12 protein-coding genes are annotated in these 14,068 nt (G+C 66.1%); 4 read left to right on the top strand and 8 right to left on the bottom strand.

Annotation, left to right across the window (positions count from 1 at the left end; translation table 11 throughout):
- Nucleotides 1-2 precede the first annotated feature (2 nt).
- On the top strand, nucleotides 3-1,556 hold the full coding sequence (locus tag ACSFBL_RS25535; RefSeq protein WP_435518616.1) for an MFS transporter: 1,554 nt from the start codon (nucleotides 3-5) through the stop codon (nucleotides 1,554-1,556).
- A 12-nt stretch (nucleotides 1,557-1,568) separates the two neighbouring features.
- Here ACSFBL_RS25535 and ACSFBL_RS25530 read toward each other — a convergent pair whose 3' ends face one another.
- On the bottom strand, nucleotides 1,569-3,029 hold the full coding sequence (locus ACSFBL_RS25530) for a metal-dependent hydrolase family protein (protein WP_435518615.1): 1,461 nt from the start codon (nucleotides 3,027-3,029) through the stop codon (nucleotides 1,569-1,571).
- Nucleotides 3,030-3,301: 272 nt separating this feature from the next.
- On the opposite strand from ACSFBL_RS25530, the gene groES reads away from it, so the two are divergent.
- Nucleotides 3,302-3,592 (top strand): co-chaperone GroES, encoded by a 291-nt coding sequence (gene groES / locus ACSFBL_RS25525; protein WP_435518614.1) that lies wholly within the window; start codon nucleotides 3,302-3,304, stop codon nucleotides 3,590-3,592.
- A gap of 48 nt (nucleotides 3,593-3,640) precedes the next feature.
- Nucleotides 3,641-5,293, top strand: a complete 1,653-nt coding sequence (groL, locus tag ACSFBL_RS25520) for a chaperonin GroEL (protein WP_435518613.1) — start codon at nucleotides 3,641-3,643, stop codon at nucleotides 5,291-5,293.
- Between the two features lie 83 nt (nucleotides 5,294-5,376).
- Here groL and ACSFBL_RS25515 read toward each other — a convergent pair whose 3' ends face one another.
- The 3 genes from ACSFBL_RS25515 to tal all read right to left on the bottom strand — a co-directional run bounded on the left by ACSFBL_RS25515 (nucleotide 5,377) and on the right by tal (nucleotide 8,308).
- Nucleotides 5,377-5,727 (bottom strand): DUF805 domain-containing protein, encoded by a 351-nt coding sequence (locus tag ACSFBL_RS25515; RefSeq protein WP_435518612.1) that lies wholly within the window; start codon nucleotides 5,725-5,727, stop codon nucleotides 5,377-5,379.
- 77 nt (nucleotides 5,728-5,804) lie between these two features.
- The gene (pgi, locus tag ACSFBL_RS25510; protein WP_435518611.1) at nucleotides 5,805-7,361 is read right to left on the bottom strand and encodes a glucose-6-phosphate isomerase; all 1,557 of its coding nucleotides are present in this window, start codon (nucleotides 7,359-7,361) and stop codon (nucleotides 5,805-5,807) included.
- A complete protein-coding gene (gene tal, locus ACSFBL_RS25505) occupies nucleotides 7,358-8,308 on the bottom strand; it encodes a transaldolase (protein WP_435518610.1) in 951 nt (316 codons plus the stop codon). The genes pgi and tal overlap by 4 nt, the downstream gene beginning before the upstream one ends.
- Before the next feature lie 112 nt (nucleotides 8,309-8,420).
- On the opposite strand from tal, the gene ACSFBL_RS25500 reads away from it, so the two are divergent.
- On the top strand, nucleotides 8,421-9,092 hold the full coding sequence (locus ACSFBL_RS25500; RefSeq protein WP_435518609.1) for a lipocalin family protein: 672 nt from the start codon (nucleotides 8,421-8,423) through the stop codon (nucleotides 9,090-9,092).
- On the opposite strand, the gene ACSFBL_RS25495 is transcribed toward ACSFBL_RS25500, so the two are convergent.
- The 4 genes from ACSFBL_RS25495 to ACSFBL_RS25480 are packed head-to-tail and all read right to left on the bottom strand — an operon-like array spanning nucleotide 9,038 to nucleotide 13,985.
- On the bottom strand, nucleotides 9,038-9,700 hold the full coding sequence (locus ACSFBL_RS25495) for an HAD family hydrolase (protein WP_435518608.1): 663 nt from the start codon (nucleotides 9,698-9,700) through the stop codon (nucleotides 9,038-9,040). The two genes, ACSFBL_RS25500 and ACSFBL_RS25495, sit on opposite strands and share 55 nt — an antisense overlap.
- A complete protein-coding gene (locus tag ACSFBL_RS25490; RefSeq protein ID WP_435518607.1) occupies nucleotides 9,697-10,758 on the bottom strand; it encodes an ABC transporter ATP-binding protein in 1,062 nt (353 codons plus the stop codon). Before ACSFBL_RS25490 ends, ACSFBL_RS25495 begins: the two co-directional genes overlap by 4 nt.
- Nucleotides 10,758-12,965 carry an ABC transporter permease gene (locus ACSFBL_RS25485; protein WP_435518606.1) on the bottom strand — a complete coding sequence of 736 codons (2,208 nt, stop codon included), beginning with the start codon at nucleotides 12,963-12,965 and terminating at the stop codon, nucleotides 10,758-10,760. The genes ACSFBL_RS25490 and ACSFBL_RS25485 overlap by 1 nt, the downstream gene beginning before the upstream one ends.
- The gene (locus ACSFBL_RS25480) at nucleotides 12,966-13,985 is read right to left on the bottom strand and encodes an ABC transporter substrate-binding protein (RefSeq protein WP_435518605.1); all 1,020 of its coding nucleotides are present in this window, start codon (nucleotides 13,983-13,985) and stop codon (nucleotides 12,966-12,968) included. It lies immediately after the preceding gene.
- Between the last annotated feature and the right edge of the window lie 83 nt (nucleotides 13,986-14,068).

Below are 14,068 nucleotides of genomic sequence, written 5' to 3'. Positions count from 1 at the left end.
CCATGAAGTCGCAGGCGCTCGCCGTCTCGTCCCTGGCGCAGAAGCTGCCGTTGTACCTGCTGATCGCCGCGCTGCCTTTCAGCGACTTCCTGCAGACCGGCATCGTGGCCTTCAACGCCGGACCGGTGATGGGCGACATCGGCGCCAGTCCGGAGGAATACAGCCTCGTCGCCACGCTCTACGCCGCGGTGGCCATCGGGGCGATCACGATGCACCGGTGGCTGATCGAGCGGCTCGGCTGCCGGCGGGTGATGCTGGGCGCCAGCGCGTTCTTCGCGATCGGCGCCCTGGCCTGCGGCCTGAGCGGCGACCTGCTGCAGTTCAGCCTGGGGCGCGTGCTGATGGCACTCGGGTGCTCTTCCTTCATGACGGCCGGCCGGGTGCTGGTGAACCACATTCCGCCGTCGCCGCGTCGCTTCACCGGCGTCAAGTTCTTTGCCTCGGGCGTGGCGTGGGGCGTGGTCGCGGGGCCCGTCGTGGCGTCCACGGCGCTGGCGCTCCACGGCTGGCGTGCTTCCTTTCTCGTGCTGCTGTTCCCGGCCGCCTTGCTGGCTGCGCTCGCCGCGTGGACCCTGGACGATGGCCGCGTCGATGGCGAATCCCTCTCGAAGCCGCACCTGACTGGCCTTCTGGTCTTGTTGAGCGGCAGTTTCTTGCTCCTGCATGCGCTGCAGCGCTCGGGCTTCGATTTCTTCGTGGAACCCGCCATGCTGGGCGTGGCGGCGGTCCTCGCGGCCGCGGCCCTGTGGTTCTTCATCAACGTCGATGGCCAGCGCAGCCGGCCGTTGTTCCGACTCGGCGACCTCGCGCAACGGCGCTATCTCGCGGGGCTGGGCGTGTTTGCCTTCAGCTACATCGTGCTGGGCGCGAACAACATGGTGCTGCCGGTCCTCCTGCAGCGGGCGCTCGGCCTGCCCCTGGAGCTGATCGGCCGCTACCTGGGCACGGGTGCGCTCGCCGGCGTCGCGAGCTGGATCGTGCTCTCGCGGTTGTTGCCTCGCAGCCCAGGGCCGACGCGCTACTACGTCGTGGGGTTCTCGGCCCTGCTGCTGTGCGGCTGGCAACTCTCGCACCTGAGCGAATCGGCCAACCCGCTGCACAGCGTGGTCCCGGCGCTGCTGTGCAACGGCGCCTTCGTGATCGTGGTGCTGGCGACCACGGCCATGCAGACCTTCCAGACGCTGCAGCGCGACGACACGACCTTTTCGCATGCCAACCAGGTGAAGAACATCCTCGCCCAGTTCGGCGTGGCGGCCGGCACCGCCCTCGCGACGCTGTGCATGCAATGGCGAAGCACCGTGCGCTACACCCGGCTCGGTGAAAGCCTGTCGCCGTCGAATCCGGCGGTGCAACAGACGCTGGACCTGCTGACGCGCCATTTCGCAGCCACGCACGATGCGACGGAAGCGTCCCGGCTCGCGCTCGCCCAACTCGGATGGCAGACGGCGCAGGAAGCAACCTTCATGGCCGCGCTCGACTACTTCCACATGGTGATGCTGGTCGCCGCGGCCTGCCTCGCGCTCGTTCTCCTGGTCAAGGTCGTGCGCAAGCCCTGACCGCGCGCCGCCTCAGGACTTGAGGGTGTTCTTGTGGATCTTGCCGTCCTTCATGACGATCACAAGGCTGCTGCCAGGATCCGCCAGCAGCGCGATGTTCTCGACCGGGTTGCCGTCCACGAGCAGCAGGTCCGCATAGGCGCCTTCCTCGATGACGCCGAGCTTCCCCGGATAGGGATTGCGCGGACCCGACAGGTTCAGCAACTCCGCGTTGGTGGAAGTCGCCATCGTCAGGATCTCGCTGTTCGAATACCACCGCGTCAGATGCGACAGCATGATGCCCTGGCGCGTCGCCAGCGCCGCATTGAACAGCATGTCCGAACCCCAGGCCGTCTTGATCTTGTACTTCCGGGCGAGCTTGTAGGCGTTGTCGGTTCCCGCGAAGACTTGCAGGGCGGACACGAGACTCCCGCCACTCATCGGGCCGGTGTCTTCCTGCGACAGGAATGGCTGGATGCTGAGCCAGACGCCCTTGTCCGCCAGCATCTTCGCCGTCGTCTCGTCCATCAGATGCGCATGCTCGATGCAGCGTGCGCCCGCAGCGATCGCGCGCTGCACGGTCGTGGGCGCATACGCGTGCACGGTCGCATAGGTGTTCCAGTCCTTCGCAACCTCCACGCCTGCACGCAGCTCCGCCTCCGTCAACGTGGTGAGGTCCAGCGGACTCCGCGGTGAAGACACGCCACCACCGCCCACGAGCTTGACCTGCGACGCGCCTTGCGCCAGCTGCTCGCGCGCGCGCAACCGGATTTCGTCGGGGCTGTCGACGATGAACGCCGCGCCGGACCGTTCCATGAAGCTCGGCGTGCCCGGGTTGCGCGGAAGGTCGGACGGGGGACGCATGTCGGTGTGTCCGCCGCTGCCGGTGATCATCGCGCCGGAGGGGTAGATCCGCGGGCCCGGTATGAGTCCTTCGTCGATCGCCTGCTTGAAGGCGAACGCCGGCCCGCCCATGTCGCGCACCGTCGTGTACCCGCGCAACAGCGTTCGCTCCGCCTCGGCGGCGGCCGCGAGATGGATGTAGCCGAGGTTGCCCTGCAAGAGCATCTGCAGCGGCAAGCCTGCAAAGAGCGCGTGCCAATGGGCGTCGATGAGCCCCGGCATGACGACCCGACCGCCGCAATTGATCGTCTGGGCACCTTCGGGCGCCGCCGGCGCTCCGCTGGCCACCGACTTGATCCGGTTCGCCTCGACGACGAGGTGGAGGCCATCGCGGAGCGTGGCGCCCTTGCCGTCGAAGAGGCGGAAGTTGGTGAGGACGATCGGCCTGGGCGGCGCAGGCTGTGCAGGCTGCGCGCTCACACGGAACGGAAGCCCCAGCGTCGCCACCGAGGCGGCCATGCCGACGACGAAGCCGCGCCGCGAGAGATCGGCGTTGATCCGACGGGTCAGGGCCCCGATTTCAGGTCGATGGCAAAAGCAGACGGCACGACTGACCTCGGAGCCGTCGGCCATGGATTCGCATGCGTACATGAATAACCTCCAGTGCCCGACAGTCTGCCGTCGCCCGCACTGGATGCCAAGGCGAACGAGCGGCCTGCACCCAGCGGCGGATCGGCGAACCCGCCAAGCCGGTCGTGCAACCGGAGCCCGCTCGAAGCGGTCCCGGATCTTGAAACCGTGAAAAACGCCCTTATCATTAGCACTCGTTGAAGTTGAGTGCTAACAACACCGGTCTTCAGACGATGTGGCGCCGGCACCACGCCTGTGCCCGAACAAAACCCCGTTTCTTATCAGGAGATGCAATGAAACTTCGTCCTTTGCACGATCGCGTGATCGTCAAGCGCATTGAAAGCGAAACCAAGACCGCCTCGGGCATCGTGATCCCGGACAACGCGGCAGAAAAGCCCGATCAGGGCGAAGTGCTGGCCGTCGGCCCGGGCAAGAAGAACGACAAGGGCGACCTGATCGCCATGAACATCAAGGTCGGTGACCGCGTCCTGTTCGGTAAGTACAGCGGCCAGACCGTCAAGGTCGACGGCGACGAACTGCTGGTCATGAAGGAAGACGACCTGTTCGCGGTCGTCGACAAGTAATTTCTCGCCCCGTCATCCCCCCATCCAACTGAATCTCGGAGAAATCTCATGGCAGCAAAAGACGTAGTCTTCGGCGGCGAAGCCCGCGCGCGCATGGTCGAGGGTGTGAACATCCTCGCCAACGCAGTCAAAGTGACCCTGGGCCCCAAGGGCCGCAACGTGGTGCTCGAGCGCTCCTTCGGCGCCCCCACCGTGACCAAGGACGGCGTGTCGGTCGCCAAGGAAATCGAACTCAAGGACAAGCTGCAGAACATGGGCGCCCAGCTCGTGAAGGAAGTGGCTTCCAAGACGTCCGACAACGCCGGTGACGGCACCACCACCGCGACCGTGCTGGCCCAGGCCATCGTTCGCGAAGGTTTCAAGCTGGTGGCTGCCGGCATGAACCCGATGGACCTGAAGCGCGGCATCGACAAGGCGGTCACCGCCCTGGTCGCCGAGCTGAAGAAGGCCTCCAAGGCCACGACCACCTCCAAGGAAATCGCGCAAGTCGGCTCGATCTCGGCCAACAGCGACGAAACCATCGGCAAGCTCATCGCTGACGCGATGGACAAGGTCGGCAAGGAAGGCGTGATCACCGTGGAAGACGGCAAGTCGCTCGACAGCGAACTCGACGTCGTCGAAGGCATGCAGTTCGACCGCGGCTACCTTTCGCCCTACTTCATCAACAACCCCGAAAAGCAAAGCGCGATCCTGGACAACCCGTTCGTGCTGCTGTTCGACAAGAAGATCAGCAACATCCGCGACCTGCTGCCCACGCTGGAGCAAGTGGCGAAGGCCGGCCGTCCGCTGCTGATCATCGCGGAAGAAGTCGAAGGCGAAGCCCTGGCAACGCTGGTCGTGAACACGATCCGCGGCATCCTGAAGGTCGTGGCCGTCAAGGCACCTGGCTTCGGCGACCGCCGCAAGGCCATGCTGGAAGACATCGCCATCCTGACGGGCGGCAAGGTCATCGCTGAAGAAGTGGGCCTGACGCTCGAGAAGGTGACGCTGGCCGACCTGGGCCAGGCCAAGCGCATCGAAGTGGGCAAGGAAAACACGATCATCATCGACGGCGCCGGCGCCGCTGGCGACATCGAAGCCCGCGTGAAGCAAGTGCGCGTGCAGATCGAGGAAGCGACCAGCGACTACGACCGCGAAAAGCTGCAAGAGCGCGTGGCCAAGCTGGCCGGCGGTGTTGCAGTGATCAAGGTCGGCGCTGCCACCGAAGTCGAAATGAAGGAAAAGAAGGCACGCGTCGAAGACGCCCTGCACGCCACCCGCGCTGCAGTGGAAGAAGGCGTGGTTGCCGGTGGTGGCGTGGCCCTGCTGCGCGCCAAGCAAGCCGTGGGCGACACGCTCAAGGGCGACAACGCCGACCAGGACGCCGGCATCAAGCTGGTGCTCAAGGCCATCGAAGCGCCCCTGCGCGAGATCGTCAACAACGCCGGCGGCGAAGCATCGGTGGTCGTGAACGCTGTGTTGGCCGGCAAGGGCAACTACGGCTTCAACGCCGCCAACGACACCTATGGCGACATGCTCGAGCTGGGCATCCTGGACCCGACCAAGGTGACCCGCACCGCACTGCAGAACGCCGCTTCGGTGTCCTCGCTGCTGCTGACGACCGAAGCCATGGTCGCCGACGCACCGAAGGACGAAGCTGCCGGCGGCGGCGGCATGCCCGACATGGGCGGCATGGGTGGCATGGGCGGCATGGGCATGTAAATCGCCCCCGGCTTCCAGCCAACTGAAAAACCCCCGAGGCTCGCGCCGCGGGGGTTTTTTTCTTTTGGGGACGAGCCCCGGAGTCAGGCGCCGGCGGGCACCGGCACGGGCGGCGGCCCGTATTCGTTCGACTCCGGCTGGCTCGGCTGCACCGCGAAATACAGGAGCACCAGGCCGCCGATGACCGGGATCAACCCCAGCAGCAGCCACCAGCCGCTCTTGCCGATGTCATGCAGGCGGCGCGCGCCGGCCGCCAGTTGCGGTAGCAGGAAGGCAAGCACCACGATCAGATTGACGTACTCGTGGATGAAGCCGCTGACGAACGCGGCGATGAAATACGCCAGGATGAACCACCAGTACTCGGGACGCGATGCCCGGCCCGAAAAGTCGACGTACTTGCGAAAGCAGGTCTGGACGGCCTGTTGAAAGTTCATGTGCAAACTCCTCTCGTTGATTCCCACGGGAAAACCCCGCGGCCATCATATCGAGCGGCCCGCCGACCTCGAATGCTTCAAACAGGCTGGCGCAAGCGTCCAAGCAGCCCGGCGGTGGACGGATCCAGCCCCTGGGCGTTGCCGGAGGCCAGGCGCGGTTCAATGTCCTTGGCCAGCACCTTGCCGAGTTCGACGCCCCACTGGTCGAAGCTGTTGATGCCCCAGAGCGAGCCGCTGGTGAAAACGCGGTGCTCGTAGAGCGCAAGAAAGGCACCGAGCGATTCCGGCGTCAGCTTTTCCATGACGAAGAAAGTGCTCGGGCGGTTTCCGGGGAAGTTCCGGTGGCCGCCCTCGTCGCTCTTGCCGAGCATCAGCGCCTGGGCCTGCGCGAGCGCATTGGCCAGCAGCTTGGGGTGATGTCCTTCAAGGTCGTGCGCGGCATCACGCACCGCGATGAATTCCATCGGGACCACGTCCGTCCCCTGGTGCAGCATCTGGAAGTAGGCATGCTGCCCGTTGGTGCCCGGTTCGCCCCACAGCACGGGCGAGGTGCCGAAGGTCAGTGTCTTGCCGGCCATGTCCACCTGCTTGCCGTTGCTCTCCATTTCGAGCTGCTGCAGGTAGGCAGGCAGGCGCTTGAGGGCGCTGTGGTACGGCGCGATGCCGCGGCTGGTGAAGCGGTGGAAGTTGCGGTACCAGACGTCGAGCAGGCCCAGCCGCACAGGCAGGTTCTGCGCGAGCGGCGCGGTGCGGAAATGTTCGTCCATCGCATGCGCACCGGCGAGCAGGCTGCGAAAGCCTTCCGCACCGATCGCCAGCGCAATCGGCAGGCCGATGGCGGACCACAGCGAATAGCGGCCGCCGACCCAGTCCCAGAAGCCAAAGGTCGTCTCGATCCCGAAAGCGCGCGCCGCCTCGACGTTGGTCGTGAGCGCGGCGAAATGACGCGCGATGTCCACGCTGCCGGACTGCTCGAACCAGCGCTTGGCCGACTGCGCATTCGCCATCGTCTCGGCCGTGGTGAAGGTCTTCGACGCGATCAGGAACAGCGTGTGTTCGGGCGCCAGCCCGCGCAGCACGCCCGCCAACTCGTGCCCGTCGACATTCGAGACGAAGTGGAATCGCTTGCCGGGCGCCGCGTACTCTTCGAGCGCCAGCCCCGCCATCTGGGGCCCGAGATCGGACCCGCCGATGCCGATGTTGACCACGTCGGTGATCGTGTGGTCGGCGCGGATTTCCTCCGCGTAGGCCAGCATCGCGGTCAGCGTCGACTGCACGTCGCCGAAAGCCCCGGCGAGGTTGGCAGGGACGGATGCAGACGCAGGCTGCCTCAGCAGCGTATGCAGCACCGCGCGGTCTTCGGTCGCGTTGATGTGCTCGCCCGCGAACATCGCGTCCCGATGCGCTTCCAGACCCGATTCGCGCGCGACCGCCATCAACAGCTCTTCGGTCCGCGCGTCGGTCAGGTTCTTCGACAGATCGGCGAAGAGGTACGGCGCCGACTGGCTCAAAGCGTCGAAGCGCTTCGGATCGGCGGCGAAAGCCTTGCGCACATCGAAGCCCAGGCCCGCCTTGTCGTAGTGCAACTGGAGGTCGGCCCATGCGGCCGTGCGATCGCAACGCGTTCTGGTCATGAGGCCCCCATCAGCTTCTCGAGCTTCACCGCATCGGCCGCGAAGGCACGAATGCCCTCGGCCAACTTGTCGGTCGCCATCGCATCCTCGTTCAGCGCATAGCGGAAAGCCGCTTCGTCGAGCGTCACCTTGGGGATGTCGAGGCTCTTCGCGGCGCTGGCGTCCAGCGCGTGCGTCAGGGGCGCGTCGCTGGCGGCCAGTTCGGCCAGCAGGTCGGGGCTGATGGTCAGCAGGTCGCAACCTGCGAGTGCGGCGATCTGTCCGACATTGCGGAAGCTCGCACCCATGACCTCGGTCGCAATGCCGTTCTTCTTGTAGTAGTCGAAGATCTGGCGCACCGACTTCACGCCCGGGTCGTTGGCGCCCGCGCTGGCGGCTTCGTTCCAGTTGCTGCCGGCCGATTTCTTGTACCAGTCGTAGATGCGCCCGACGAAGGGCGAGATCAGCTGCACGCCGGCGGCACCGCAGGCCACCGCCTGCGCGAAGGAGAACAGCAGCGTGAGATTGCAGTGGATGCCCTTTTTCTCGAGCTGGCGCGCCGCCTCGATGCCTTCCCAGGTCGACGCGATCTTGACCAGCAGCCGCTTCTCGACATCGACGCCTTCCGCGCGATAGAGCGCCACGATGCGCTCCGCGCGTGCGATGGTCGCCTTCGTGTCGAAACTCAGCCGGGCGTCGACTTCGGTCGAGACGCGACCGGGGATGATGGAAAGAATCTCGGTCCCGAAACGCACCAGCAGACGATCGATCACCTCGTCGACAGGCAGGCCTTTGTGCTTCGTGATGGCTTCGTCCAGCAGGGGACGGTAGTCCGGCTTCTGGACCGCCTTCAGGATCAGCGACGGATTGGTCGTCGCGTCCCGGGGCTTGAACTGCGCCAGTTGACGGAAATCACCGGTGTCGGCCACGACGGTGGTCCATTGACGGAGGGCATCGAGTTGGTTCATGCGGCCATTATCCCGCCGCAAAACTACAGATCGTGTGGTCCCTGGCTGACGCGCCGACAGGCAAGCGGTAACTAATCTTGCGATTTGATCGACCGTCCCCCGGAGGATTTCCATGCCGTCTCGCACCCAACAGCGCCCGCCGCCCACCGTCGTCTTCGATGACCGCGTCCACAGCGCGTCGATCGGCACACTGGCAACGGCCTTCTGCCTCGGCGGTGCTTTGACTTTGCTGGCACTCATGAGCACGCGCGCGGCGCGGGCATCGACCGTGGCCGGCCCCGCCGACGGCGCACCGCTGATGCGTGCCCCCCTCCAGGTGGTGGCGCCGGTCGACCTGAAGCGCTACGCGGGCCTGTGGCACGAACAGGCCCGCCTGCCCAACCGCTTCCAGAAGCAGTGCACCGGGCCCGTCACGGCCGAGTACACCTTGCTCGACGACGGCACGGTGGAGGTGCGAAATCGCTGCATCCTCCCGGACGGAAACTTCAATGAATCCGTGGGCTCCGCCCACGTCGTTCCCGTGGCGGGGCAACCGGGTGCCGGCCGCCTGGAAGTGCGCTTCGCACCCGAATGGCTCGGCTGGTTGCCACTGGTGTGGGGCGACTACTGGATCCTGAAGCTCGACCGCGACTACCAGGTGGCCCTTGTCGGCACGCCGAACCGCAAGTATCTGTGGGTGCTGTCGCGCGCGCCTCGTCTGGACGAAAGCGCGCTGCAGGCCGAGCTCGACTACGCCCGCACGCTGGGCTTCGATGTCGACCAGGTCGAGTTGACGGGCAGGTAGGCGGCCAGCTGCGCCGGTACGGCGCTGGGCCGTTCGCAATGGATGGCGTGCCAGCCGAGTTCGCGCGCGGCAATCACGTTGGCGAGCGAATCGTCGATGAACACGGTTTCGGACGCGACCAGGTCGTAGCGGCTGGCGAGCAACTCGTAGATTTCCCGTTGCGGCTTGATCATGCGCACGTCTCCCGAGAAGATGCCGCCGTCGAACCACTGGAAGAACGCATGGCGGTACTCCAGCACGCGCGCATAGGGCGAGGGCATGTTGGACAGGTAGTAGAGCCGCAGGTCCTCCCCCGCATCCCGGCGTGCCCGCAGGGAAGCCAGCAGCTCCACCGTGACGGCGATGGGCTCCAGCCGCTCGCCCATCGGCGCCAGCACGTCGCTGAGGCGGTCCGAAGGAAGCGCGAGACGCAGGGCCATGCGGCCGATGGCGTCGTCGAGGCTGTGCGTGCCACGGTCGAAGCCGAGCCAGTCCTCGTGATGGAACATCTGCATCGCCAGCGCATGGGCGGCCTCGGCGGTGGGCGCATGCGGCTCGAAGTTCGATTGCACCAGCGCCACCGGCTCCCAGGTCAGGAGCACGGCGCCAAGATCGAAGACGACATTCATAGTGCGGCGGGAACGACGGAGACGCCGTGGTTGGTGAGGGACAGCGTGGTCTGCGCGCCGGCAGCCAGGGGATGGGCCAAGTCGGTCGACACCACGAACACCGAGCCGAGCGCTGTATCGAAAGCGTACTCGTAAAAGTTGCCCAGAAACGCCGCCTTGCGCAAAGTTGCCTCCAGGCCGACGGCCGCGCCGATGTACCAGGCCTCCGGCCGCACGGCGACCTTGACGATGCCCGGGGCGATCGGGTGGCCCGGCGTCAGCATCAGCGGCCCCATCTGCACCCGCCCGTCCGGATGAGCCAGCGCGGGGAACACCATCGCCTCGCCCATGAAGCCTGCGACGAACTCGCTTTCGGGGTGGCCGTACAACTGCTCGGGCGTTCCGCGCTGGGCGATGACGCCATGGTCCATCACGATGATCTGGTCGCTGACCGCAAGCGCCTCGCTCTGGTCGTGCGTGACGTAGGCGACGGTGAGCTGCAATCGCTGCTGCAGGTTGCGGATCTCCTCCCGCATCTCGCGGCGCAGCCGCGCATCGAGATTCGAGAGCGGCTCGTCGAACAACAGCACCGCCGGCTCCAGCACCAGCGCGCGCGCCAGTGCGACCCGCTGCTGCTGGCCGCCGGACAGTTCGCTCGGCAGCCGCTCGTCGAAGCCGACCAGCCCCACGCCCTTGAGCGCATCGCGTGCACGCGCCGCGGCCTCGGTCTTGCGCGCGCCGCTCATCCGCAGGCCGTAGCCCACGTTCTCGATCACGTTCATGTGCGGGAACAGCGCATAGCTCTGGAACATCATGCTCACGTTGCGCTCGGCCGGCCCCAGCGTGGTGACGTCGCGCCCGTGCATGAGGATCGATCCCGACGTCGGCGACTCCAGGCCCGCGATCATGCGCAGGATGGTGGTCTTGCCGCAACCCGAGGGGCCGAGGATGGTGGTCAGCGTGCCCGCGGGCACCTCGAAGCTCACCCCCTTCACCGCCAGCGGTGCGCGCGCGTCGTTGCCGTAGCGCTTGGTGATGTCGCGAAGCTCGATGCCGTTGCTCATTGTTTCCTTCGTCATCAATGCACCGGTGCCGCGATGGCCGGCATCCCGACCTTCCGCCGCCCCAGTTTGCGCTCGCCGACGAGCAGCTGGACGAGCGCGATCGCGACCGACATCAGGATCATCAGCACCGTGCAGTAGGCCAGCGCGAGGCCGTAGTCTCCGTTGCCCACGCGGCCGATGATGTAGGTCGTCGCCAGTTCGTTCTCCGCCGTGACCAGGAAGATGACGGCGCTCACCGTCGTCATGGCGCGGACGAAACTGTAGACCAGCGCGGCCACCAGCGCCGGCTTGAGCAGCGGCAGGACCACCTTGAACAGCGTCTGCGATGTCGAGGCACGCAGCATCAGCGATGCCTCGTCGAGCGAGCGGTCCAGTTGCTTGAAGGCTGCGGTGCCCGCGCGCACGCCCACCGGCAGATTCCGGAACATGAAGCACAGCACGATGATGAGCCCGGTGCCCGTGAGTTCAAGCGGCGGCACATTGAACGCCAGGATGTAGCTCACGCCGAGCACGGTGCCGGGAATCGCGAAGGCGAGCAACGCCGCGAACTCGAAGGCGCCCTGCCCCTTGAATTCATTGCGCGCCAGCAGCCACGCGATCAGCAGCCCGAAGCCCGCCGTCAGCGGCGCCGAGATGGCGGCGAGCTTCACGGTCGTGATCAGCGAGTTCCACGCCGTGCCCGCCCACACCAGGCCGAACTGGCCCCATTCAAGCGCGAACGCATTGCGGAAGTGGTTGAGCGTGAAGGTGTAGTCGCGCCCCCAGGTCTGCACGAAACCGCCCGCGAAGGCAAAGAGATAGACGACCACCGTGAATGCGATCCAGGGCAGCGCGATGCAGTAGATGGTCCAGCGCACGCCGTCGGGCAAGGCCATGGCGATGCCCGCGTCGCCCTTCCCGCTCACCGTGGTGTAGACCTGCTTGCCGAGCACCCAGCGCTGGATCGCGAACACGCCGAGCGCGAAGATCGTCAGCACCCACGCGAGCGATGCGGCCCGGCCCTGGTCGTACTGCGCGCCGACGATCGCGAAGAAGATGTCCGTGGACAGCACGGAGAACTGCCCGCCGACGACGACGGGATTGCCGAAGTCCGCAATGCTTTCGATGAATCCGACAAGGAATGCATTCGCCAGCCCCGGCTTGATGAGCGGCAAGGTGACGGTGAAGAAGGCGCGCCGGCGGTCGGCGCGCAGCATCTGCGCGGCCTCCTCCAGGCTCGGCGACACGCCTTGCACCACGCCGCGCATGATCATGAAGGCGATCGGCGTGAACGCGAACAGCTGGGCAACCAGCACGCCCGGCATGCCGTAGAACCAGCGCGTCGGCTCGATGCCGAAGGTGCTTTCCAGCAGCTGGTTCACGACTCCGGCGCGACCGAACAGCAGGATGAGGCCGAGCCCGACCACGAAGGGCGGCGTGATGATGGGCAACAGCGCAAGCACGCGCAGCGGCCCCTGCCAGCGCCTGCCGCCGCGCTCGGCCATGAGCGCCATCAGCGTGCCGAGGAAGGTCGTGCCCGCGGCGGTCAGCAGCGCCAGCACCAGCGTGTTCCACGCCACGCCGCACCAAACGCCACCCGCGAGACAGCCCAGCCCCCAGATGCGCTCCGTGCCGATGCGCGCGAAGAATGCAACCAATGACCACCGACCGTCTTCATCGAGAAAAGCCCCCGCAAGCGCCTTGCTCACTGGGTACGCGATGAACAGCGCCATCAGCACGCCGCAACCGATCACCGCCGCGGAAACGAACAGGTCGCCCTTGAAGAAGCCGAGTCGTGCCAAGCCGAAGGCGGCGAGCAGCACCAGCGCCGCTATCGCCACGGCGCCCCCTGCGCCGATGCCGAACTGATTGAGCGGCAACTCGCCCAGATAGCTGTTCAGGAAGGGATAGCTCCACCCGCGAGCGCCGATGAGGAACCCGGTCAGCGCCAATCCGATCGCGCCCACCGCGCCACCGACAAGGAGCAACTGGCCTTGCGTACGCCCGGCGCGCAGCAGACCACCGAGGGCGCACACGACGAGGCCGATCAAGCCGATGTAGAGCCAGCTCCGGCCCTGCAGTGCCGCCTGCATCACGCCATTCGCACCCTCCGCCTGGCCGAAGACCTGCGGCAGCGCCTCGTACCACGAGGTGTCCTGGATCGCATACCAGGGCAGCGCGACGTACCCGGCCACGCCGGCTGCGATGCAGGCCCAGACGGGTGCGTTGGCGTGACGGCTCATTCAGCGGGGCAGCGAGTTGACGTCCTTCTCCCAGCGCGCGATCAGCCGGCGACGCTCGGCGCTCGCGCCGTACTTGGCGTAGTCATAGTCGATCATCTTGATCTTCCTGAAGTCCGGTACGTTGGGGTCCACCGGTGTCGCCTTGTTCGAAGGCAATTGGAACTGCTTGGCGGCGGCGCCGAAGGTCTGCGCCTGGGGCGTGAGCGCCCATTCGTAGAACTTCTTGGCCTGCTCCAGGTTGCGCGCGCCCTTCACGATGCTCATGGAACCGATCTCCGCACCCGTGCCTTCCGAAGGCGTGGAGGTCTCGACCGGGAAGCCCTGCATCTTTTCCTGCGGCGCATCATGCACGAAGCTGATCGACACTGCCGTCTCGCCGCGGGCCACCGCCTTGATCGGGCCGGTGCCGGAGCGGGTGTACTGGCCGACGTTGCGATGCAGTCCCTTGAGGTAGTCGAAGGCCTTGTCCTCGCCCATCAGTTGCACGAGCGTGGCGATCATCGTGTAGGCCGTGCCGCTCGACGCCGGATTCGCCACCTGGATGTCGCCCTTGTATTCGGGCTTCAGCAGATCGGCCCAGCTGCGCGGCACCGGCAGCTTCTTCTTCGCCAGAAGCTCGGTGTTGTAGCCGAAGCCGAGCGGCCCGGAATAGATGCCGACAGTCTTGTAGCCCGACTGCTGCGCCTGTTGTTGCGCCCATGGGTAGAGCTGCGACAGCGTCGGCGACCTGTATTCGAGCGTGAGGCCCGACTCGGCCGCCTGCAGGTGCGGATCGCCGGTGCCGCCGAACCAGACGTCGGTCTTTGGGTTGTCCTTCTCCGCGATCAATTGCGCGAGCGCCTCGCCTGAACCCTTGAGCGCCATGTTGAGCTTGACGCCGGTGGTGCGCGCGTAGACCGTCGCGATCATGTTGCACCAGTCCGCCTGGACCGAGCAGATGACGTTGACGGTCTGGGCCGATGCTGCAGTCGACGCGCCCATCAGCGCGATCAATGCCGTGACACTCAGGAGTTTCTTCATCAGGACCTCGAATCAAAACAAAAAAAGGCCCCGCGGGCCGCCTCGCAGCTTAGCGTCGCGTCATGGACGGCCGGATCGGTACA

It is taken from the genome of Variovorax glacialis, from assembly GCF_051216375.1.
In the GTDB taxonomy this organism is placed as follows: Bacteria; Pseudomonadota; Gammaproteobacteria; order Burkholderiales; family Burkholderiaceae_C; genus Variovorax.
The sequence above is the reverse complement of the archived record's forward strand: the minus strand, read 5'-3'. Positions and strand labels throughout refer to the sequence as shown.

What these genes read in the sequence shown, in the direction of transcription:
- pgi (WP_435518611.1), bottom strand. Translation starts at nt 7,361, where the DNA reads ATGACCAGAACGCGTTGCGATCGCACGGCCGCATGGGCCGACCTCCAG.
- ACSFBL_RS25530 (WP_435518615.1), bottom strand. Translation starts at nt 3,029, where the DNA reads ATGTACGCATGCGAATCCATGGCCGACGGCTCCGAGGTCAGTCGTGCC.
- groL (WP_435518613.1), top strand. Translation starts at nt 3,641, where the DNA reads ATGGCAGCAAAAGACGTAGTCTTCGGCGGCGAAGCCCGCGCGCGCATG.
- ACSFBL_RS25480 (WP_435518605.1), bottom strand. Translation starts at nt 13,985, where the DNA reads ATGAAGAAACTCCTGAGTGTCACGGCATTGATCGCGCTGATGGGCGCG.
- ACSFBL_RS25500 (WP_435518609.1), top strand. Translation starts at nt 8,421, where the DNA reads ATGCCGTCTCGCACCCAACAGCGCCCGCCGCCCACCGTCGTCTTCGAT.
- ACSFBL_RS25515 (WP_435518612.1), bottom strand. Translation starts at nt 5,727, where the DNA reads ATGAACTTTCAACAGGCCGTCCAGACCTGCTTTCGCAAGTACGTCGAC.
- tal (WP_435518610.1), bottom strand. Translation starts at nt 8,308, where the DNA reads ATGAACCAACTCGATGCCCTCCGTCAATGGACCACCGTCGTGGCCGAC.
- ACSFBL_RS25535 (WP_435518616.1), top strand. Translation starts at nt 3, where the DNA reads ATGAAGTCGCAGGCGCTCGCCGTCTCGTCCCTGGCGCAGAAGCTGCCG.
- ACSFBL_RS25495 (WP_435518608.1), bottom strand. Translation starts at nt 9,700, where the DNA reads ATGAATGTCGTCTTCGATCTTGGCGCCGTGCTCCTGACCTGGGAGCCG.
- ACSFBL_RS25490 (WP_435518607.1), bottom strand. Translation starts at nt 10,758, where the DNA reads ATGACGAAGGAAACAATGAGCAACGGCATCGAGCTTCGCGACATCACC.
- ACSFBL_RS25485 (WP_435518606.1), bottom strand. Translation starts at nt 12,965, where the DNA reads ATGAGCCGTCACGCCAACGCACCCGTCTGGGCCTGCATCGCAGCCGGC.
- groES (WP_435518614.1), top strand. Translation starts at nt 3,302, where the DNA reads ATGAAACTTCGTCCTTTGCACGATCGCGTGATCGTCAAGCGCATTGAA.